At 58.1% G+C, this 21401-nt stretch carries 14 protein-coding genes and 2 pseudogenes; 1 reads left to right on the top strand and 15 read right to left on the bottom strand.

Annotation, left to right across the window (positions count from 1 at the left end; genetic code table 11):
* Nucleotides 1-13: 13 nt before the first annotated feature.
* Nucleotides 14-724 (bottom strand): ABC transporter substrate-binding protein, encoded by a 711-nt coding sequence (locus ACP2YO_RS14505; protein WP_426441437.1) that lies wholly within the window; start codon nucleotides 722-724, stop codon nucleotides 14-16.
* Between the two features lie 467 nt (nucleotides 725-1191).
* Here ACP2YO_RS14505 and ACP2YO_RS14500 point away from each other — a divergent pair, with 467 nt between their 5' ends.
* Nucleotides 1192-1989 (top strand): helix-turn-helix transcriptional regulator, encoded by a 798-nt coding sequence (locus ACP2YO_RS14500; RefSeq protein WP_426441436.1) that lies wholly within the window; start codon nucleotides 1192-1194, stop codon nucleotides 1987-1989.
* Between the two features lie 62 nt (nucleotides 1990-2051).
* On the opposite strand, the pseudogene ACP2YO_RS14495 reads toward ACP2YO_RS14500, so the two are convergent.
* From ACP2YO_RS14495 to ACP2YO_RS14430, 14 genes and pseudogenes are all read right to left on the bottom strand, one after another.
* A pseudogene (locus ACP2YO_RS14495) lies at nucleotides 2052-2711 on the bottom strand (strawberry notch C-terminal domain-containing protein); the annotation flags it as partial.
* 3 nt (nucleotides 2712-2714) lie between these two features.
* Nucleotides 2715-3038: pseudogene (locus ACP2YO_RS14490) on the bottom strand (zincin-like metallopeptidase domain-containing protein); the annotation flags it as partial.
* A gap of 547 nt (nucleotides 3039-3585) precedes the next feature.
* Nucleotides 3586-5124: a XopAG/AvrGf1 family type III secretion system effector gene (xopAG, locus tag ACP2YO_RS14485; RefSeq protein WP_426441435.1), complete on the bottom strand. Its 1539-nt coding sequence runs from the start codon at nucleotides 5122-5124 to the stop codon at nucleotides 3586-3588.
* A 1527-nt stretch (nucleotides 5125-6651) separates the two neighbouring features.
* Nucleotides 6652-8217 carry a XopAG/AvrGf1 family type III secretion system effector gene (gene xopAG, locus ACP2YO_RS14480; RefSeq protein WP_426441434.1) on the bottom strand — a complete coding sequence of 522 codons (1566 nt, stop codon included), beginning with the start codon at nucleotides 8215-8217 and terminating at the stop codon, nucleotides 6652-6654.
* Between the two features lie 1678 nt (nucleotides 8218-9895).
* Nucleotides 9896-10834 (bottom strand): LysR family transcriptional regulator, encoded by a 939-nt coding sequence (locus ACP2YO_RS14475; RefSeq protein ID WP_426441433.1) that lies wholly within the window; start codon nucleotides 10832-10834, stop codon nucleotides 9896-9898.
* Nucleotides 10835-10960: 126 nt separating this feature from the next.
* Nucleotides 10961-11197, bottom strand: coding sequence for an EscF/YscF/HrpA family type III secretion system needle major subunit (locus ACP2YO_RS14470; RefSeq protein WP_426441432.1), 237 nt, complete (start codon nucleotides 11195-11197; stop codon nucleotides 10961-10963).
* Nucleotides 11194-11436 (bottom strand): EscE/YscE/SsaE family type III secretion system needle protein co-chaperone, encoded by a 243-nt coding sequence (locus tag ACP2YO_RS14465; protein WP_426441431.1) that lies wholly within the window; start codon nucleotides 11434-11436, stop codon nucleotides 11194-11196. The genes ACP2YO_RS14470 and ACP2YO_RS14465 overlap by 4 nt, the downstream gene beginning before the upstream one ends.
* Complete coding sequence (locus tag ACP2YO_RS14460) at nucleotides 11433-12800, bottom strand: FHA domain-containing protein (RefSeq protein ID WP_426441430.1); 1368 nt, start codon at nucleotides 12798-12800, stop codon at nucleotides 11433-11435. The genes ACP2YO_RS14465 and ACP2YO_RS14460 overlap by 4 nt, the downstream gene beginning before the upstream one ends.
* Nucleotides 12797-14887: a type III secretion system export apparatus subunit SctV gene (gene sctV, locus ACP2YO_RS14455; protein ID WP_426441429.1), complete on the bottom strand. Its 2091-nt coding sequence runs from the start codon at nucleotides 14885-14887 to the stop codon at nucleotides 12797-12799. Before sctV ends, ACP2YO_RS14460 begins: the two co-directional genes overlap by 4 nt.
* Nucleotides 14888-15731: 844 nt before the next feature.
* Complete coding sequence (locus ACP2YO_RS14450; protein WP_426441428.1) at nucleotides 15732-17666, bottom strand: secretin N-terminal domain-containing protein; 1935 nt, start codon at nucleotides 17664-17666, stop codon at nucleotides 15732-15734.
* A gap of 377 nt (nucleotides 17667-18043) precedes the next feature.
* Entirely contained in the window at nucleotides 18044-18571 is a 528-nt protein-coding gene (locus ACP2YO_RS14445; protein ID WP_426441427.1) for a hypothetical protein, read from the bottom strand.
* Nucleotides 18572-18624: 53 nt separating this feature from the next.
* Entirely contained in the window at nucleotides 18625-19641 is a 1017-nt protein-coding gene (locus ACP2YO_RS14440; RefSeq protein WP_426441426.1) for a hypothetical protein, read from the bottom strand.
* 73 nt (nucleotides 19642-19714) lie between these two features.
* Entirely contained in the window at nucleotides 19715-20866 is a 1152-nt protein-coding gene (gene sctE / locus ACP2YO_RS14435; protein ID WP_426441425.1) for a type III secretion system translocon subunit SctE, read from the bottom strand.
* A complete protein-coding gene (locus ACP2YO_RS14430) occupies nucleotides 20859-21362 on the bottom strand; it encodes a SycD/LcrH family type III secretion system chaperone (RefSeq protein WP_426441424.1) in 504 nt (167 codons plus the stop codon). Before ACP2YO_RS14430 ends, sctE begins: the two co-directional genes overlap by 8 nt.
* Between the last annotated feature and the right edge of the window lie 39 nt (nucleotides 21363-21401).

Genomic DNA, 21401 nt, shown 5'->3' with positions numbered 1-21401 from the left:
TTATCTCGTCGGCCTAAGCGAGCTTGCGTGGCAGGAGGGATTGGTCCACGAGGGACGCGTAGTTCGGAGCTGGCCCATCCAACAGATTGAGTTCGGAACGCATCTGGATAAGGAGGTCTATTCCGGCTGGCGATGGGCGAAGGTCGCGGGCTGCGGTTCGCAACATTGCCTGAGCAGCAGTGGGCGGGAGCTGCGCCTCGACGAGAACGTTCATGGCGCGCTCTTTATGCTCGTTTGCCCATGAGAGCGACGCTCCAATTATTTCAAGATACTTTCTCAAGGCAGCCGCGTGATCTTGTATCGTCGTCTTGCGTGCAACGATCCCCTGGCCCGGAAATTGTTGCCAGGACTCCTGAAGATCCGTGAGCGCATGACACCCGGCCCGGAGGACAAGATCGTCGAAAGGCGGACCGAGCAGCGTTGCGTCGCATCGGCCGGCCAGCAGCGCCTCGGATCTTTGCTTGACGCCTCCGAGAGGGAGCCATGAACAGTGTTGGTCTGGTATGCGGTGCCGCTTTAGCAAAGCGCGCAGCGCAATTGCGAAGCCGCTGTCGGCCGCGTCGACTGCCAGGCGAGCACCCGCAACTTCGCTGATCTCGCGGACGCTGGGACCGCCCCATAACGTCAGGGGCGTGGTCTGCTCGATCTGGCCGATGATGATGAAATCGCCGCCGCGACGGTTCCAGGCAATCACATTGTCCATGGCGGTGATTGCGACATCCACGGCGCCGGCCCTCAGGACGGCCTCCTGCTCCAGTGACGATCGGGTCAGCGTGGTGCTGATCGCAAGATCTTTGAGGCCCCCCTAGACTCCGCGATGATCAGCGGCAGCGGAACCACAAATACCGTTTGTCGGATTTCGCTCATGCCGCTCCGGCCCGTCGCCGCACGGCGCTCTCTGTTGCGCGCCACGTCGTGAGCGCGGGTGCAAAAACCAGCACCACGATGAAGGCTGGCGGCACTTCGTCCTGAACAAGTAACCGGAACACAGCGAGATTCACTAGACCGGCCCCCCTGCTTGCGTCCCTAAAGTAATTGGACCCTAGACAGACCGGACCCGTACGTCTGTCCCTATCCGTAGTGACACAAGATGGAGCGCTAGAGTTTTGCGCGAGCGGGCACCCGCAGCCGCTTCCAAGATCCGCAGGCCGCTGGTAAGCTTGCGAAAAAGCAGATTTGACGGAGGAAACCATGGAGGCTTCCCGGCCTACCGACAGGTCAGGAGACACTGATATCGCGCCTGCAGTGCTCGCGATTGGACGCCCCTCGTTCGGGCAAGTCCTGATCGACACCACGCGGCGCATAGCAGGTGTCGGGCACTGCATGGTATTTGCGTTCGCCGACGAGCGTTCGGCGCGTTGCCTGCTTGATATCGGCAACATCCCGATTGGACCGGATCTCGGCTCCGCCTACTCCAGCCATTTTCATCTGGCTGATCCAAATCGGGATCGGATCTTTCGCGAGCGAACAAGTGCCTCGCCAATCACACTACCCGCCTTCGCGCGCCGAATGTATAGCGCGAGATACGCTAAAATCTTCTTCGAAGACGCCGACATCGTCGACAAGTTCGCCGCGGCTATCTGGGTCGATCGCACCTGCTTCTACATGAATTTCTACAGAACCGTCGAGCAGGGCCGCTTCAGCCCTCAACAAGTCGAGCGGCTCAGCAGCATCGCACCTGGCTTGGGTGCGGCCGTGGCGCGTCATTTTCAAGCACAGAGCCCGTTAGACGATCACCCCTTCGACAAGCTTGAACTTCTGTTCTCGACTTGCGACCCGCTGAGGCGGCTGACCCACCGCGAAAAGGAGGTGTGCCTGCGTATTCTCTCGGGCTTTACTTCCGAGGCGATCTCCGTCGACTTGGGAATCAGCCTGCAATCGACATTCACTTATCGAAAGCGCGCCTACGGGAAGCTCGGCATTTCCGCTCAAAACGAACTGTTTACAATTGTGCTGCGTCTGCTGGCCTCGCCGCACCGTCTCAATTGAGTTAGCTTCGGTTTTGTCCCATTCTACAGGGACAGACGTTCGGTGCTCCCGATCCTACGCTTAGCCGCCCAGGCTGGCGAGACCCTGCGACCAATGAGGCGCTCGCCCTCGTCGGTCTGGAGCCGATAGACCCGGGTCGACTCGTTTGGAAGTCGCTTCCAGATCGGCAACAGCAAGCCGGCGACAATATGGAGGGTGCTGTCGGCGAACTCCGGTACGTCGACGACCTCCCCGTTCCATGCCGCGGCGAATGTTTCGCGATCCGCTGGCTGCCAGTGGCTTTCGTCCACCATCTTCGTCGAAGCGTGATGGTGCTCCATCGGACGGATCAGCCGCACGCGGCGTTCGATCTCGCCGTCATCGAGCATGAGGCTCGGCGCCGGAATCTGTATCGCGGCGCGCCCCGAGCGCTCGTTGACTAGGAGCACCGCTTGAGCATCGGGGAGATAGTCGAGCGCTTGATGCAGCGTCGTGGGGCGATTGCGCCGGCGTTCGGTGATCGTGAGCAGCCGGGTTTCCGCGCCGGTGGCAGGGTGCGTGTAGATCGTGCGCCGATCGGTGACGCCGAAGCTTTCGGCCTGCAATGTCTCCAGGCCGACATCGTAGACGCCGCTGGCGATCGCGCCCTCGACCTTTGCATTGAGGAGCTGCTCGAACGCCGTAAACAACACGGCTTGCAGGTCGATGGTGAGCGCGAGCAGGCGGTTCAGGAAGGTGGTGATCCATCACGCGGTTTCCTCATTCCTCGCGCCGTCAGCGGCAATCGTGTGCGGTAGAAAGGCAAGCAGGAAATCGGCGGCTTTCGATGCCGTGCTCGCCGCGCGCACGACGGCGCGGTTGTCCTCGCGCAGCACCTCCAGCCACGATCCAACGTAGTCGGCGTGGCGCACGGTCGGCACGATGCCAAGTGAGGCGCAGACGAATGCACCGGCCATCTCCGCGACCAACTCCTCGCGTGCGTAGGATTTGGAGCCGAATGAGCCCGAGAGATCCCGACCGAGTCGGGAAGCTGCGCCACTCCAATGTGAGAGTTCGTGGAAGGCGGTTCTCCGCGACGGGCGTCGGGAGCCTCTCTCCCAACCCTCAACCCGTCACGGCGAACCCGGCCGGCACTCTCACTCTCAAAGCGCGTTGATGCGAAATTCCGCTGGAGAACAATGATCATCTCCGACGGTCCCGAGAATCGGACTCGCAACTTCATCGTTCTTGGCTTTACAGCCCGATCGTTCCTCACTTGCCGATGTCGCTGACATGGCGATCTGACCATGAAGTAAAGGGCGGGGTGCCGAAGCGAAGCGGAGGCTAAAGAAAAAAGGCACCCGCAGGAGGGTCAGCATAGCGCCGACGCGTAGCGGCCGGACCCGGGACCGAGCGCAGTCGCGAGACCGGTTGATCGTCACCCCCGGAACGGTTTCATTCGCCGTCAGCCCGGCGTTCCCCGAAGCATCGAGATTCTCTTGCCACCCGAAAACTTGCCCATCCTCGAATGGCTCGGTACCAAAACGTCAAAACCACTGTGATGAACCACTAAAGCGATTAAGGAAGTGCGCCGTCGAGCGCTTCAAAGCCTCGACAGTGGCTTACGCGGCGACGCCCTCACGGTATCTGGCTCTTGCCACCATAAAACTTATCGGACGCATTCTTGCATACAGTTCTGTAGAAGTCGTCCGCGTCTTCGGTTGCGTATCCAGCCCCGGCAAAGCATCCTCTCGCGTTTTCTTGTAGTGTATGCCTCACCCCGCTCGCACTATCAAAAACCGCATTTAGACAACCAACAAGTACCACCACATCATCCTTTGACAAACGCTCGTCGCCATTCATCATTCTCGCGTGATTGATGCAAACGGCAACGTTGAACGATGTGAACGAGTCGCTTAGACCCGAGCAGTCTTCAAATCCATCTCCGCTATCATTCAGTTTAAAATGAGCAATCGGAAGGTATCTCATTTCTCTGACTTGCCTATCCGAAAAGTCTTTTGATGGTACCAGCTCCATTTCAGAAAGTGCGCTATGCACACGGACGTACGCATCATGAAAAAATGGGCCGATCACGCTGGTGTTTCTCCTAAGCAAGCCCTTTTCCATATCTTCCCGAGCAAATGGCCTCGTCTTGCCCATTTTCTCATTTTCCGCCAGAGACAGCCATCCCTTTTCATGAAGATAAGGCATCAGAACCTTGTGTGCGGTTCCCCAGTTGCTCTCATAGACCCGACTGAAAATCAAAAAAGCTTGGCCCGCGACAAGCTGAGCGTTGTCACCAAGGCGTCTGTCGCTATTGAGGTGGGCTTCCAGTGCCTCGACGGCCTGCTTGGGTGACAGAGATCTGTCGCTTTCAACTTCTGCAATGAAATGATTCAGCCCTCTCTCAATGAACGGCTTCGTTATCGTTCTGGATGCATAACCGGTCGAACCGGTTTCTTCATTTTTAACACCTGACAGCGAGTACTTGTTCTTCCTGAGGTATTCTGGTGAACTCGTCAAATCTAAGCAGTCCGGCACGATCGTCGGGACATGTTTTGAGATACCCTCAATTGTCATCTCACGCCCTTTGAGGCATTTAATATTTTTCATGATGGAGCCGTGTGCCTGCTCCGTATTTACCAAGTTCTTGATGTGAACCTTGGTGGCCGCACGGTAGTCCATCATAGATGCGAACTTGTTAGCTCCAACGATTTCTGGGGCTTTAGCCCGGCTGGCAATACGATTCTTCTCTTCATCGGAAAGGCTGCAATGAACTTGATAGTATTTTTCCGCTTGCTTTTCGGCCTTGGTAAGTCTGGTGTCGCTGCTAAATCCCCCCTTTCCATCGTGCAAAGACGTAGTGGAGAGGAAGAAGTCGTTGGCCATTTTGTCATAAAGATAGGCCGCCCCGACCGTGCCCAAAGCGTACTTCATCACGCGAGAGGCCAAGTCAGGCGAATTGCCGCTTCCGCGTGTTTCCTCTCCGCCACTGGATTTCGAGCGTTGATTTGGCCCACGAAGACCAGAAGTGACTTGTCGAGGGGCAAGACAGTTGGTCAGTGGAGTCGTATTCGAGTTGGCCCTGTGGGGCGCAACCATCAAGCCCTGTGGTGCGATCTCGGTGCGTTGCGCCGCCTGAAACACCCTTCCCAATTGACTATTTGTGATACGCATTTCCTATCACCTTTAGTAGTTGAACCGCCTGCCACTGAATTGTCACTCAGCAGCTGTTAGGGCCTCGGCTTTTGAAGCGAGATCAGATATCGCAATCAGCTCGCATCCGGCATGAGGTCTTATTTGAAGCACCCACCTGCGCAATCAGCAAGGCGCTCACGGCTTCGGCGGCGGAGGCGAGGTCGCCAGAGGAGATGAGGCAGGCTGTCATATGGATCGGTGGATCTCTCACGAGCGGCCTCAGATCTTCGTGGCCCGGAATATCGGGAATGTCGCCCTTGGGTATGATCGCATTCGCGAGACCGCCTCTGAACCAAGGAGAGCGCGCTGGCGAACGTGTCAACTTCCGCGATGCAGTTCGGCATCACGCCGGCCCCTTCAAACGTCCGGTCTAGCGCATCGCGAACTGTGTTTGGGCGCGTCGGCAACACAAAGGGGGAGCTCAGCCAGTTCCTCAAGCGAAACGGTGGGAGCGACTTCTCGTGCATCGGGAGGACAAACCGCCGCGCAGGCCTTGAGCCCGCGTGGCTTCGAATCCAATTTTGTATCCGCGATCGCGGATGAAAACGTGGACAGCGCCAAACCGCCGCTGATAATGGGGCTCGTGTTGCACGAGCCAAGAGTTGAGACATTTGCAACCTCTGTTGCTTGTTGGAAAGCGCTTTGTCGGGCCAGAGACGGTTGTCGTCTACTTCGAGATCATACAATATGACGCTACGTGCGATTCAAGGCGAATCGAGAACTCGTCGCGTGCCTATGTCCAGGCTGCTCCCAGAAGCTGCGATGAGAGACGACCTGTACCGTAGGCGGGTAACGCGGACAGCTACGAGTACGTCATTTGTCCCGACCGCGCTCGGACCTGCCAGGCTGTTGAAGAACGCAGCCGTTCGCAAACGAAACCTGAATCGTCACCGTCGTGTATGTAGAAGTAGCCGGCAAGCCAGCCCGCAGTTCCGATCATAACCAGTCGTCTGTTCTTTAACACCCCGATAGACAAAAATGATCCACCGCTGGGTTCATGGTTCTTTCCGCGGTCGTCTCTATGCAGAGGCGCCGCATGGTGGCGTTCAAGAGGCGCGGCATCTCGATGAGAAGAGCGCGGTGCGCGTAACGCCCGCAGGGACGACTTCGAGATTGCCAACACCTTCGTCCCGGCAGGGACTTCCGCCGAGGCGGATCTGGATTTGTTTAAGGCTGGTTCATGCGGTGCGCATCTCTGCCTGGAACTCGGTGCCATCGGTCCAGATCGCATGGAGGATGACAGCCATTTTGCGCGCGACTGCGTTGGTGCGATTGACTTGTGGTGATACACATCATTTCGAGGCCGTTTTGAATTTCCTCTTGAAGTGATCCAGCGAGAGGCGGTTTGGACCCCGTACGAACCGCGAGAAAACGATGGACCAGTGATCTTCAATGATCAATCAGAAGGCGGCGAACGATTGTCAGCTGACCAGATGTGTCATTCGGCCTGCAATATTGACCCCCCGTCAAATTTGAACGCCGATTGACAGGCGACTTCTTATGGCGTCAGCTCTGGTTGGAGAGATACCTGCCGCCGTAGTACTCTCGCGCGGCCTTCCGACATACCTCCTCATAGAATTCATCCGCGTCTTCGATGGTGAAACCAGCGCCGGCGAAGCAGCCTCGTGCCACCTCGTGGAGCGTATGCCGTATTGACGTCGTATCGTCGTATACGGCGTTAAGACACGCGACGATGACTATGACCTCCTCCTTTGAGAGGCGTGGCTGACCACTCATCAAGCGCGCGTGATTGATGCAGGCGACGGCATTTGCGCACGTGAACGAGTCGCCCAGCCCGGAGCAGTCCTCGAACCCATTGCCCCGCTCGTTCAACTTCACGTGCGCGATGGGTAGATTGCTCATGTTGTCGATTTCCCGGTGGTTCAGCTCCTCGCTTATCACAGGATCATGACCCGACCACCTCTGCTGAAGCCAGATGTCAAGTTGGTGTAGTCTAGGCCCAACCCAGCTTTTGTTGCGTTTGAGCGGATTTTTATTTGGATCTTCGAACATAAGAGTCGCATCGAGCCTTTCGGTCTCCGTCCGTGATAGCCATCCGTGCTCGGCCAGGGTCCGCATCACGACGCTCTCAGCGTGTCCCCAATGCTCGTCCGCAGCGTAGACCTGCCTAAAGTTCAGGATGGCTTGGCCAGCTGCGAACTGGGATTCCTCTCTGAGACCCTTGTCCTTGTCGAGTAACGCCTCGAGCTTTTCGATGCATCGCTTCAAAGTTAGTCCATTCTCGCTCCGGAAGGTGGCGTCCCGGAAGTGCTGAACGCCCTTGTTCACGAATGGCTGAGTGACCGACCTCGAGGTGTAGCCGTAAGCACCGGTTTCCTCGTTGAGCACGCCCGTCAATGCATACTTGTTCTTTCTGTCGTATAACGCACTGCTCGTCAGATCCGGATCCTTCGGCGCTTTGGGTGGCCTATACTTGGCCACGCACCCGTCCTTCACGAGATGACCCTTCATGCAGCTCAGGTTCAGCGCAAGAGAAGTGCGCGCCTTTGTGGAATCCGCCAGGCGGCCAACATGTACATAGGTCGCCGCCCGGTAGTCGATCATCGTTACGAACAGGTTGTTGCCGCAGGTACGGATTGGATTGAGGGGGCATTCGTGGAGGCGCCGAGCGTCAGGTCCGGCAGCGTGATACGATGTGTAATACTCCCGCGCCTTCGCCTGAACCAACCTGAGCCGATCGTTGCTGGTGAAACCCTTCTTCCCGTCATGCAGTGATGTGGTAGAAAGGAAGAAGTTGTTTGCGACCTCATTGTAGACGTAGCCTGCTCCCGCGAGACACAATCCGAATTTCACTCCGCGCGCAAAGTTTGGCCCGTCTCCCCTACCGTCTTTCGCTCCGTCTCCATTGTTCGTTGCCTTCCCGACCAGCCGCAGTGCAGAGCTCCTCTCAGCTGGAGTTGCCACACTCCGAGTATAGAGCGGAGCAACTGAATGCCCCTCTCCTTGGAGCGCAGTCATCGCTCTCGGGGCCTCAGCCTGTCCGCCAACGATCTGCCCAACCTGGGAACGTAGAGAAGCAAGGGAATTGCCAATTTTGTGAAACGTGGTCATCGAGCTACTCTGTCAGAGTCCATGATCAATCCGCCGGTTAAGTCCCGAACGCCGTCCAGGCTGGTTACCCCCAACTCACATCTCATGTCGTCAATCACTCGAAGGCCTCGACGAAATCCTGACTGTCCTATTCCAGAGGCCGTTGAGGGCAATCTGTAATCCGCAACCTCCTCTTCGGATTAGGGTGTCGATCATCGCGCCGCAGTTCCCGATCGGCACGCGAGGAGCTGGCTTCCGGTAGGCCTGAACCGGGACGGCCCCCATCGGTTGCGTCCTGCAGCGCCTGCGCGAAGATCCGAGATGCGCCGAACGAACGATCGGCAAATCCGCCCCGAAAGATGCCGCTGCTGGAGGACGATCCTAATAGTTGAGACTGAGACCGTGCTCGCTCCCCGACAGAGCTGAAAGTTTGGGTCCCTTGTTCAAAGCCATGACTCGCTTCAGAACAAGACGCGTCCCCACCCTCAGGATGGTCGGCTCTGAAGTCAGTTGCGTGCGACTTACCGAGCCCGTCAATCCCCGTCATAGTCGACCTTCAGTGCACGCAGGCGAGGCGGTGGCGACGCTTCACGAATTCCTTCATTCCTACTGCGGAATCGAAACAATACGGCGACCGTGCGCGAGATATGGACCGGCGCATCAACCGGTCTGCCAAGTCCGAACACATGCCCCTTCGCTGAGATCATGGAATACCTGGAAAACCACAGTGCTGACTCAAAGTCCTTTGTCTGAACCAAATCCGCGGCCGAAATCCTCGAAAACGTCGCCCGCGCGATAGAAGCGTTAGAGCCAACACTTGCCTTGTCTTCCTTCGAGAAGCCGATGAATTGCGGCCTCGGCCTCCACTTAGTCCGCCACGTGTCGATACATTGTGGTCAGTGGCTTCATCTCACCTTCTACTCCCACAGTGCTGCCGAGGCTCGTTCCCGATGCGCGGGCTCCTACGTACGTGATAGATAGATAATCCCTAGGCCCAGAACAAATAGCTGTTCATTATGAAGCGATATCTCATGCCTATGGCTGCAAAGAGAGTCGCAGATCCATCGGATCGGAAGCACGTCCTCGGCTGTTGAAGACCGCAATCCACATGGCCCATCACGGCAGATAGGCCGTCTCAGTCGCGAGTTATCCGATTGCCCGCAGAACGCTGCAGAGGTTCGATCAGGTGCGACCGAACACACTTGTCCACGAGATCCTCCGCGAGATTAGGAACGCGCGCCGGAGGAACATTTCGCGTCACCGGCACCGGGCAGTGGCTGCGTCGTCAATCGTTCGCTGCGCCATTGAGATCGGTACCGATGGCGTCGATCACGGATCAGGAAGCAAACTGCCGATCGTCATAAGTCGCCGGGGCAATTCGCGCGGGATTGGTGAGCAGTACCGTCGCTCTATGCGACCGGTCGAACGTATCCACCCAATACGAATATTCCTCAGTCGAGGTCTTCGTTGGTATCATCAGTTCCGACCGCCGCAACCATCGCGCCTCGAGATGCTCGGCTCGACGCCCGGCGCACTCATGGGCTGCGACAGGTGCGCATCTTTATCGGCCGCTGAACCAGCAACTGACCTGGGTGGCCAGGAATGCGGGCTGAGCACGCCGGCAAAGGCATGGTCGATGCTTCGAGCCGGGACCAGACCGACGAAGTGGTGTCCGAGCAAAGTCGCCGTCGCTAGGCTGCTATCGCGAGGAGGCTTCAAGCGACAGGAGATCTCTCGGAAGCATATTTTCCACATGGGTGGCCAACAAGGCACCTACCGCCTGCGCGTTGGATGGGAGCGGAGTATCGCCGGAAGAGATCAGGCAGCCTGTCACAGATATGGGGGGATCTATCACGATCGGCCTCAGGTCTCCATAGGCAGGGATGCCGGAGACAACGCACTTCGGAACGACCGCATTGGCGATACCAGCCTTGACCAAGGAGAGCGCACTGACGAACGTATCGACCTCGGCGATGCAGTTGGGAAGCACGCCCGCCGCTTGAAACGCCCGGTCCAATACGCTGCGAAGCGTGTTGGGCCGTGCCGGCAGCACAAGAGGAACGTCAGCTACTGCCTTGAGCGAAATGGAAGGCGCGACAGCTTCAGCAACCGGAGGCCGAACCAGGGATAGTGGCTGATGAAACAGCGGCTGGCGGGCCATACCTTGGATAGGCTCATCTTCCAACACGAGAGCGATGTCGAGCGCGCGTGATGCGACGAGCGACCTCATGCGCAGATCGTCACCCGTCACCAGACGGACATCCACTTTCGGAAGCATTGTCCGGCAGGCTTCCATAAACTCGCAAGCCCACGACACGACGAGAGCCGAGGACATGCCTAGCCTTACCAAACCTTCCGGTTCTCTTGCCGTAGAGCGGACGATACCATGAAGCTGATCCACCTGCTGAAGGATGGAAGCGGCCTCCCGATAGAAGACCTCGCCCTCGCGCGTCAGGCGAACGCCCCGTGAGCTGCGCTGCAGCAGCGTGACTCCAAACTCGGCTTCGACCGCAGCCAGTTGCTGGCTCAGGGCCGGCTGCGCCACATTGATTGTGGCCGAGGCCCGGCAAAAGCTACCGGCATCCACGACGCCCAGGAAATAGCGAAGGTGCCGAAGTTGCAAGAAGCTGGACGACATCAATCGCGCCTAAAGTGAACTGCGGCCGTGTCCGGTGCCGTCCCAGACGTGTATCGGAAATGCCCCGCAACGCTGGGACTTGGCACGACATCACGGTCTACGAACCGGTTCGGATGCTTGCAAGGCTCAGGCGATGTTCTTGATGATACCATTGAGCGCCTCGTGAATCGCTTTGATAATGGTCGAGTCCAAGTGCAAGAGCGTACTGTACGCGCTCATCGAGGCCTGAAGCCGAAGCTCGTCCATGGGGTCGGCTGGATTCATAGTTGCCATGTGACTTCTAACGTTGCGCTCTGACTCGGCAACCGATCTACCAAGAGAGTTGCTTATCGCGCTGACATCCATTTGATCTTCCTCGATCAAACGACGGCTTCGCGATGGTGCCGTAACCACGTTGCATTCACAACTTCTGTTGCAGCATCTATTGCATCGAATAGTGCGCGCAATGCTTCGAATTGGCTCTTCGTGGCACCGCGATCAATTTCACGTTTGAAAGATTGTTGCCAACTTTGCAGTTCTTGATTGATGGCAGATTTGTTAGCGCCATCTGCGTCATTCAGCAGCAGCTTCTGCAGCTCGAACACCACGAATTGCTGGCTCACCTTTGATCCTCCTCAGTTATCCATTCCGGCTTGCTTGAGTAGGGAACGCGCAGGTTAGACGTTGCGACTTGCACGAATACCCCCTCGCCATCAATTGCAGTGATTTTGCCGAACCGATCGATATTGTCGCCCACTTTCACGCGCGTCCCATTCTGAAGGACGATGAAGGGAACGCGGCCGAGATGCACACCTCGTGTCGCGGGCAACATCATCAGCTCGCAATGCGACTCGAGGCGGATGTACGGCTTGAACCTCTGCTCGAAGCGAGAAGCAACATTCTGCCAATCGCTGTAGGTCGTCGCCGTTAGCACTCCCGAAACGGATACGACATCCGGCTTCGCCACAATGCGGATGGAGCGACGCAGTTCGATTGACGCCGCCGCCTCCAAAAACGCTCGGGAGCGGTCTGGTGTTATCACTTCATCATCAACCTTGTGCACACCCGGAATATCCTGCTGCAGACGGTAAAGGGCCGCTTTGACCATGGCATCGCTCCGGCTATATCCCGTTACGACGATTTGTCCGGCATCTTCCACGCGAATACTGCCTTCGATATCAAACGCGCGTAATACCGTGGTTGCGAGGTCGATGAGCTTGGCATGAGATAACGTGGTGACGTTCGGCCGTTGGGGCGCCGCCTCTGCCGCCCCCCCAGGGCCGCTGCCTTGCACCTGAGCAGTCTCTCTCGGCCCCAAGTGGCTGGCTACCTTATCATCGGGCCGTGTGACGTTGACGTTGGGCCCGAGTCTCGCGGGAGAGATATCCGTTGCGATCGTGATCGGATACCTACTCAAAATGGTAGCCAACCTCGACGAGCGAAGCCGCCCGATCCCTACCCAGGATGCATATACGGCAATCAGGACGCCAGAAATCACCGCCCCCACCCTCAGAAGCGGCCGTATCGAGCCCTTGGCGAGGCGTGTTCGTCGACCGTCTGGGGTCGATGAGTCTGCGGGAGCGGAAGAAACGTGGTTCGCATCCACCTCTTCGTACTCGCCCAGCGAATTGACGTCGGGAAAGTTCTGCCCGACCGGACCCAGGCTAAAAATCGTCCGGCCAATCCGAACCGGGGTGAAGGGGGCGAGGATCCTCGGGCTGTCTGTTGGGCACTGCCTATTGCCGATGAACACACCCGGGGCGTGCGCAGTGACCTCGAGTGTCCCGGCCGCGATGGCGATGCGAACATGTGAACCAAGGAGTTCCGGATCCCCAAAGGTGAGGTCATCACTGTCATGGCTCCCGATGAGCCAAGTGCCCTCCCCCAGCCGTGTCTCTGCCCCGATGTTTGGCCCAGACAGCACGCGTAAGGTGAGCTTGGCCCGATCAGCTGTCAGAACGTCGTGTTGTCGTTCCGTATCCGTCACTGCAGCGAAATCCTGGCCAAGGCTTGCACGGAAATTTCGGGCGTGAGCTCCTGATAGGAGAGCACTGGGAGGCCGTACAAATCAACCTCAATGAGTTTGCGCATGTATCGGCGGATATCGACCGAGGTGAGTAGCACCGGCTTGCACAGCTGCTGTTCGAGGGGACCGATCGCCTCTCGTATGGCAGCAATGATCTGCTGTGTGGTTCGCGCATCGAGGGCGAGATAGCTTCCGGCAGAGCTCTGCCGAATAGCGTTGCGGACCATCTCCTCCACCTCCGGCGTCAGAATATAGGCCGGCAGCAGGTTCATACCGGCACAGTGCTGGAAGCAGATCTGCCTCTTCAGCGCAATTCGCACATGCTCCGTTAGCAGGATTGTATCTTTCTCGCTCTGTCCCGATTGGACCAGTGCGTTGAGGATGGTGCGCATGTTCCGGACAGAAACACATTCGGAAATAAGGCATTGAAGAACCTCCGAGATCTTTTGCAGAGGGAGCAATCGCAGCGCCTCCTTTACGAGCTCCGGAGACGATGCCTCCATTTGTTTTAGAAGAGCTTTCGTTTCCTGGATGCCGACAAACTCCTCGGCAAGCCGGCGCAGGATTTGGCCAATATGATAGGCAAGGACCTGAGCTGACTCAAAATATGGAATGCTCGCACCTCGCAGCGACTCGAGATGTGCGACATCGACCCAGACGGTCTCGATTTGAGGCAAGAAGGTTTTTCCCAGGACATATGGAATGTCCATCATCTCCAGGTTCTCGGGGGTATCACGCGCCAGAATGTGTTGCGGCCGCAAGCGTCCCTCCCCATACGGAACTTCATTTACCATGATGATATATTCATCCTTCAGGCAGCTGTCGTTCACCCGCACATTGATCTCTGGGATAGGAACACCGAAATCGAGCAGATGTGCGTGGCGCACAGCCGCCAACACCTTTTCCAGCACCTCCGGCTGAATCATCGCCTGGATATCGCGACCAATATCGATCATCAGAGGGACCGTAAGCGCGATACCATCGCCGCCTGCGCCGTTCCGCTCGGCGGATTGGCCCGGACTCGTCGAGAGCGCTCCCCTGCTGGAGAGGTATGACTCGGAGCCTGCCCGTGAAGGCCGCCGGCCGCGCAGCAGCCAGCCACCAGCCCCCACCGCGCCTGCCAGCACGATGAAGATCAATGTTGGAAAGCCAGGGATCAACGCGAACAGAAGGAGGATGAAGGATCCAACGATGAGTGCACGTGGTTGCGCGCTCACTTCACTACCGATCGCATTGCCGAGATCTGCGCCATGGTCCTCGGTGCTTACCCTCGTGACGATAAAGCCCGCCGTGATCGCGGTGAAGAGAGCCGGAATCTGGCCGACAAGGCCATCCCCAATAGTTAGGATCGCATAGACCTCAAGCGCCTCGGACACTCCCATCCCCTTTTGAAGCGAACCAATCGTAATTCCGCCTATGATGTTGATGATAATGCTGATCAAGCCCGCAATCGCGTCGCCCTTGAGGAACCTCATTGCGCCATCCATGGCTCCGTACAACTGGCTCTCGCGCTCGATTGCAACACGGCGCCTGCTCGCCTCTCGTATGTCGATGCTGCCCGCACGCAAGTCGCCGTCGACGCTCATCTGCTTGCCCGGCATCGAATCCAAGGAGAAGCGTGCAGCGACCTCGGCAACGCGTTCAGATCCTTTGGTGATGACAACAAACTGCACGATTGTCATGATCAGAAAGGTGACGGCACCTACGACGAGATTGCCGGCCACGACAAATTCGCCGAAGGTTTTGATGATCTGGCCGGCGTCGGCGTGCAGCAAGATCGTGCGTGTGGCCGCAATCCCAAGCGACAGCCGAAAGAGCGTTGTCAGCAAAAGCACCGACGGGAAGGAGACGAACTCAAGGGGGGATTGAATATAGACCGCCACCATAAGCAGGAGTGCCGAGATTCCCAGATTGACGGCTTGCAGCACATCCATAAGAACTGGCGGAAGTGGAATGATCATCAAGAAAACAATGGTGACGAGCAACGCCACCAGAACGATATCATTGCGACCGGTTACGATCGCCAGGATTTTCTCGAATAACTTCATGTCATCCACCCGCGCGACTTGCCTTGTACGACGAGGTTCGGCCTCAGAGACACAGCCGCGCGCTGAAAGGCGCTTACCTCTCCGCCGAAGCTGAGTTGCCAGTTCGTCCGCACCAAAAGCCGCAAGATCCCGGGTTTCACGCTTGCCGCGACGGGTAGACGAAGCCACCCCGGATGGGCGGCTGGCTCCTCACAGTGCCCAGCTTGGAGGCGTGCGAGAGGGCGCGCATGTTTATCCCGGCGCGCCTCGGGATAGAGACCTTGTTGTGCTTGCAGCAACTTGGCCGAATTCGGCGGACACTTTAACAATACAGAGAGGCAAGCAACGAGCGACGGACTGTCGAGCCTAGCTGGACTGATAAGCGCATCTATCATCGCCACGCTCGATCAAGGAAGATCAAAATGAAATCGATCCTGCTCTTCCTGCTCAGGGGCCGTTAGCGCCTCGCGAAGCCCGATACAGTCGGCAAATCCACGACGGTCCGCCAGATCGCTGAGCCATATTGCGTCCATCGGCCCGCACATCGTCGATTCGAGCCTCACAGTGCTTTCGATCTGCAGGCGAACGCCACGATCATCATCTCGTCCACAGCGGGCACCTGGGATAGCAGCTCGAACAGTAGGGATCGACGAGCAACTGGTCCGGCCGTCAGCCAGCCCAGCTGAAACGGCTGGAGGCGTGGTTCGGAGTTTTTGACTGCGCGCAACATCATCGATAGCTCTCGCCTCTGATAGCCTTCGGGCATCCGGCCTTACCATCTGATCGAGCCAGCAAGCTGCGCCAACTCTCCTTTCGCGCGTGCTCTGCGCTCCAAAGCGCCCCGCCCTCATTCCTGTCAGCCCGTCTAGCGTGCTATCGCTGAGTGGCGAGCCGTTAGGGTTTCAGGAGAGGGTTTGGGTCCAAAAGAGGGGCCGGCGACAGCGGGGGTCGCCGACCAGCCCGGCTCCTCCACAGCTTGCCCGCGCCTCGGTGGGGCGGTGCTTCGTCGCGATCGGGCCCCTAATTGACCGGCCAGGTCGGGGGCGAGCGATTCGAACTTCTCCCGCAGCTCGCCGGTGAGCGCCGAGGCCTCTGCCTCGCTTTCAAGCACACGAGGATTGAGCAACACCAAGAGCTCCGTTCGGACCTTGATCCGCTCCGTACTGCGGAATAGAGGTCCCAGAAGCGGAATGTCCATCAACGCTGGAATCCCGGAGGCAACCTGGTCGGTGCAATCCTCCATCAAACCACCGATCGCGATCGTATCGCCGTCTCGTGTCACGACCTTGCTTTGGAGGCGGCGCACCGAAATGACCGGGGACTGAACGTTGGTGAGTGTGTTCTTGTTGGCGGTGCTGACCTCCTGAAGGGTCTCGAGCGTGAGACTGCCACCGGTGCCGATCCGCGGCGTAACGGCCAAAATGACGCCTGTGTCGCGCAATTCGACGCTGCTGATGATGGGTGAGCTCTCGCTTGACGTGGATTGGGATGATCGCGACAAGACCGGAACCTGATCGCCCACCTGGATCGTTGCGGGCTCATTGTCGAGCGCCAGAATGCGGGGCGCGGATACGACCTTAACGTCAGCCACCGCGTTCAGCGCATGTAGCACAGCATTGACTCCCGTCCCGGGAAACACATAGGACAGACCACCTTTTGGAACGCCACCCAGGTCGCGCGAGGATAGAAGGTAGTCCACTCCGTACGCCAGGCGATCATTAAGCCGGACCTCCGCGACAATTGCCTGGATCAGAACCTGGCGAGGCCTGACGTCAAGGCGGCGAAGCGCAGCGTCGATGATCTTGATATCGTGCGGCGCGGCTAGGATCACGAGCGCGTTTTGACTGCGATCCGCCTCGATCCTTACTGGCGCCGACAGACCGAGACTAACCGCGGGAATGCCGCCCACCACCTGCGTCGTCAGCGTGATCGAGGGAGATTGCTCGTCCAACGGGCTGGGCTGGTTGAGGACAAGGCCGGATCGCTTGGCGACGCCTGTGTCTGACGTCTTCTCAAACTCTCCCGCAGGCTGGGCAGGAGGTACTGCAGCATGCGGCTCAGCCCCGACGAGTTGGGCCAGCACCTGCGCCACTTCCGTGGCCCTTCGGTACTTCAGTGGGCGCACGTAAATGTTTGCTGCTGCCTCCGACGGCCTATCCAGCTTTTCGATTGTGTGACGCGCTTGTTGGAGCGCCGCAGGCTCGTCCGCCACCACAAGGATGCCGTTCAAGCGCTCCAGCGTCGCAAACCGAACGCGCGTCGCACCCGAGGCATTCTGGTGGAATAAAAAGCTGAGTTCTCGCTCGACTGCAGCGGGATTCGCCTGAGACAAGGTATACAGGGCAAATGACTTGTGAAGCATGGCATCGGTGTCAATCACGCTTATGAGTTCGCGCGCGGAACTCACGCCTCCGGCGGGTCCATCGATAGCGATGCCTCGCTCCTTGGCAGCTGGCGCCAAATGCACGCTCTCCTCGACGTTCGGCCGGATGACATTGATGACGTCCGCTGGATTGACATAGCGAAGCGGAATCACCTCAAAACCGCTCCGGCCTCCACCAGACAGGTCAGTTAAGCGCGCCACCCTCACTCCCTGCTCAACTGCCGACAGTCCGTAGCCATACTTTGCCAGCGCCTCGTCGAGCAGTCGCGGAACGTCACTGGCTGGGACCTTGCCCGAGGTCACGAGCGTCATCGTCCCGCTCACGGCCGGATCAATAATGACAGGCATCGCCAAGATATTGCTCATGATGTCATTCACAACCTGACGAATATCGGCATTGATGTAGTTGAGACTCACGCGCGTGCTATCGGATGTGACCGGCAGCCGCCGCTCCGAGGTCGCGTTGTTCGGCTGGGCAGACGGTTCCGTCAGCAGTTCAAAACCACCTGCTTGCGGAGCGCGCTCCTCGCGGGTGTATCTGGCCTCATGCTGGCCCTCACTCGGCGAACTCAGTAGAAGCCCCCGTTTAGCAGTCGAGTCGGAGCCAGCGCATCCGGGCAGAATGAGACAAAAGAGCGCGAGTAAAGTCCGGCGTAACGGCGACGAGGGGCGCTCTCGCAGAGAGTCCGCATCCATTCAAGTTTTCCATGCACCGTGGCAAAGACGCAGATCCTCTGAAAGCTCGGGGCGCGGTACCGATAACAGGCCGGCCCCGCACCGCTCCCTGTTGCTCGTCAGCGAATATTGCCGACGATCATTTCGCTGAGCTTTTGATCTTTCGAAACAAGGTTAGACATCAGTTCGGCCACGCTGTTGAACTTACCCAGAAGGTCTTGCAAGCGAATGATCATCATTTGCGTCTCGCTGTTGGCGCTATCCATCGCACCTTTGACATTATTGATGGCAGCGTCGAAGTCCGCCTGCACACCGGCCTTGTCACCACTATGCTCGATGGAAATGCCATTTGCGTCCATCCAGTCGAAGACATCTTTTGTCTCACCACGTGAATTAACGAAGGTCCCATAATCTTTGACGCTCTTCTCATCATTGGGCCTGTTGGTACGCAGGGCCGCCAATACGGCATTCATGTCTTTAAGCAGATCATTCCGGGCCCGCATGCTGTCGTATTCAGATCGGATTTGGGTGTCGTAGATGACGAACCGCACCGTCAGGATCAGAATCATGGTCGAGCACAGCGACTCTCCATACCCGAGGGCATAGTCTGCGCTATAGAGCTGACCTCCGGAAATTGAGGCGATCATCGTATGCTAATCCTTCTGGCCCGAACATTGCGCATTCAAGCGATGCATTGCGCTCACGCCATATTGACGAGTTTGCTTCTGGTCTCGCTATCCGCACTACGGAGTTCAGCAAGTTTGCCCAGCAGGTCCTGGATCACCGTCTGATAATATTCGATGAACTGCTTTTCGCTGTCGGTCTGGGCCTTCGCCTTGGTGCTGTCCGCGTCCCGCTCCGCCTTCTCCTCCTGAAAATGCGTGGCCCCCATGTTCACGCCGGCGGCTAGAATTTTGGTCGTTTCCGATGTGATCGTACCCAATCCGCCCCACTTCATGATTTCGCGCTGGGCTGCGGTTTGCGCCATGGCGATGCGCGTAAATTGAAGAGGGCCAGTGGTATCATGCGGCTGGACATCATTTTCGGCCGAGGCGCTAGGTGCATCGCTTTCACTCGATGATTCGATCTCGCTCGAATGCGGCGTCACATCCCCGCCCCCGCGCTTTGCCGTGCGGTCCTGCCGTGCGATGTCCTGCGGCGCGTCTTCCACTGCTGCGAGCCGCGGCGGCTGACCTGCCGGCTTGTTCGACAGCTCCGGCTTCAAATCAGACTTCGGAAGCGTCCCTTCGATTTTCGTCGTGAGCTGTTCATTGAATTTTACTTGACTCTGACGAGCACCCCTGAGGTTCATAAAGGCGCCGGCGATCGCTCCACTTGACGTCAGTATTGCGCCAATCATCTGGCAGAGCCCAGAATCCCGAAGCGCCTTGGCGGCGGCTTCCTGCGCGGCGACATCCGTAGAAACTGCAGCCCACAGATCCTCCCTTGCAGATTTGCGGAAGTCGCTATTGAGGCGGACAATGAGCGTGGCGACTGCCGATAGTTCGGTCCCCGTGGCGAAGTCCTTCAGCTTAGTTTGGGTGGTTGAGAGCTTCTCCTGGAATACGCCAAAAGATGCCGGCGTGCCGTCATCAACCTGCGCAAGCGAACGAGTTATTTTCTCCTCTGGTTTGCTTCCATCGTCGTTGGCTGCGGATAGCGAAATCAGCGGAGGTTGGTGATCGGCGGCAGTGTCCGAGCGATCAATACCGGCCAAGCTCGCGTGCTCAACAGCACCTGGCATAACTCTCATTGCGTAACCTCGGCAGATGAAGGGCCTCTAGCAACTGCTAACGGAAGTGACTGATTAGAGTCGCGTTACAGTGAATCTGGCCCTCGATGGCCTCAGCAACCTTCTGGGTGGTCGACTCCCGGTCGCCGATCAGCTGCTTGATGAAGTCCATTTCATCGCTTTGCAGCTGCCTCAACGCGGTCAGGCGCGTCCTGACATCCACCGCTTCCGCCTGAGCGTCCGCGGCCTTCTTCTGCTGACACCCACTTACAAGTCCGGCAACGGCTTCAGCCATCGAAGCAGCCGCCCCGCCGGCTTGAGCAAGGGTCGAAACCGTCTGGCTGATCTGAGCGATTTTGGCGGAGTCTGAGGCTGCGTTAGCGAGATGGGATGCCATTTGATCCATGACCCTCGCAATGACGGTCCCCAGCGCCCCGGGCTTGCCTGCGAGCGAGGCAAGTCCACGTAGGACTGAGGCGCCGGCCTCACCGAGGCGGCTCCACATGGCGGGAGTGCGTAACCAATTCGCAGCACCACGGATAAACCCAGCGCCTCCTGCCAACGCTGAGACCGTGAACATGATGCCCATCGTGATAGCCAAGGCCACCATATTCGCCTTGCCGGCATCCATCGCCTGATCTTTCATGAGCCTTTTGGCAATCGCCTGCGTCATCTTGCCGACGACACCCGTTTCATTGAGAACCGCTACGCCAACGCTGACTGCTGCCGCCACTATAGCCAGAGTGCCGCCAGTGACAGCGGCAGCCGCGACCGACAATCCGACGGCAAGCCACCCGAGGAATTTCATTATACGCGAGGTCTTCTTCGACCTCGACAGCGCTTGTGCGGCTTCGATGATCTCTTGACCAATCTTCTCGTGCAACTGCTTTTGCTGCTCACCCCTGGATCGGACATCCTCCAGACCACTCCTGATCAACCCGTCATCGACCTTGAGCTTGAGCGCCAGAAACGCGGTGAGAAGGTCGACCGAACCGATCTCACGCGGTGCCGGTAAATTCGGGATGGACCCTGACGCGGACAGCTGTCCGGAAGCCAGTGACGGCAAATGATCGACGCCCGACATGTAGAGGCTGGCCGGCGAGATATAGAGGCGGCCCGGAAAGGCGGTTGCGGAGTGACCATCCAGAGGCGGCGAGCCGGCCTCAGGCAGCGGTACGCTGATTGCGCGAACCATGGTCAAGCTATGCATTGTTCGAATTCGCTTCCGATTTGAGGCGACTGAGCATCCTGCGTGCCCGCCAGGCCAAAGCGCTGTGCCCGGGTTTTGCCGCGCTCAGCGCTAAGGCATCAGCGAGCGCGCCGATGGCTCCTGCCGGTTGCTTGAGCTTGATGAAACATTCTGCGGCCCGAAGTGGTATCTGCGGCTCCTGTTTGTTCAGAAGCGCAGCCACCCTGTAGGCGTGTAGGGCGTTCTCCGCATCCCCAAACATCTGGCTAGCAGCAGCCAAGCTGAACCAGTATCTTGCATCCGTGTGCTGATGTAAGCACAGAAAGCGGAAAAACGTCACCGCGTGTTCGTACTGACCGCAACAGTAGTAGCGGCGACCCGATACATACAGCGCCTCTAGCTCGTCATCCGTAATGCCAATGACGTCGGCCAGCTTGGCGCGCCCCGTCATAAGATCAAGGGCGAGTTGCGCCAACCTGCCAGCCTCAAACGCATCGACTGCGTCACGGTTCTTCAACGAGCCTGCCTCCGCCTCACACCATGATCTCGGTCGCGC

This window comes from Bradyrhizobium genosp. P, assembly GCF_049949265.1.
In the GTDB taxonomy this organism is placed as follows: domain Bacteria; phylum Pseudomonadota; class Alphaproteobacteria; order Rhizobiales; family Xanthobacteraceae; genus Bradyrhizobium.
Note: the sequence above shows the minus strand (reverse complement) of the source record. Positions and strands in the feature narration are given on the sequence as shown.

Coding starts and splice junctions, on each gene's coding strand:
- xopAG (WP_426441435.1), bottom strand. CDS start 5,124: ATGCGTATCACAAATAGTCAATTGGGAAGGGTGTTTCAGGCGGCGCAA.
- xopAG (WP_426441434.1), bottom strand. CDS start 8,217: ATGACCACGTTTCACAAAATTGGCAATTCCCTTGCTTCTCTACGTTCC.
- ACP2YO_RS14500 (WP_426441436.1), top strand. CDS start 1,192: ATGGAGGCTTCCCGGCCTACCGACAGGTCAGGAGACACTGATATCGCG.
- ACP2YO_RS14475 (WP_426441433.1), bottom strand. CDS start 10,834: ATGTCGTCCAGCTTCTTGCAACTTCGGCACCTTCGCTATTTCCTGGGC.
- sctE (WP_426441425.1), bottom strand. CDS start 20,866: ATGCATAGCTTGACCATGGTTCGCGCAATCAGCGTACCGCTGCCTGAG.
- ACP2YO_RS14445 (WP_426441427.1), bottom strand. CDS start 18,571: ATGATCGCCTCAATTTCCGGAGGTCAGCTCTATAGCGCAGACTATGCC.
- sctV (WP_426441429.1), bottom strand. CDS start 14,887: ATGAAGTTATTCGAGAAAATCCTGGCGATCGTAACCGGTCGCAATGAT.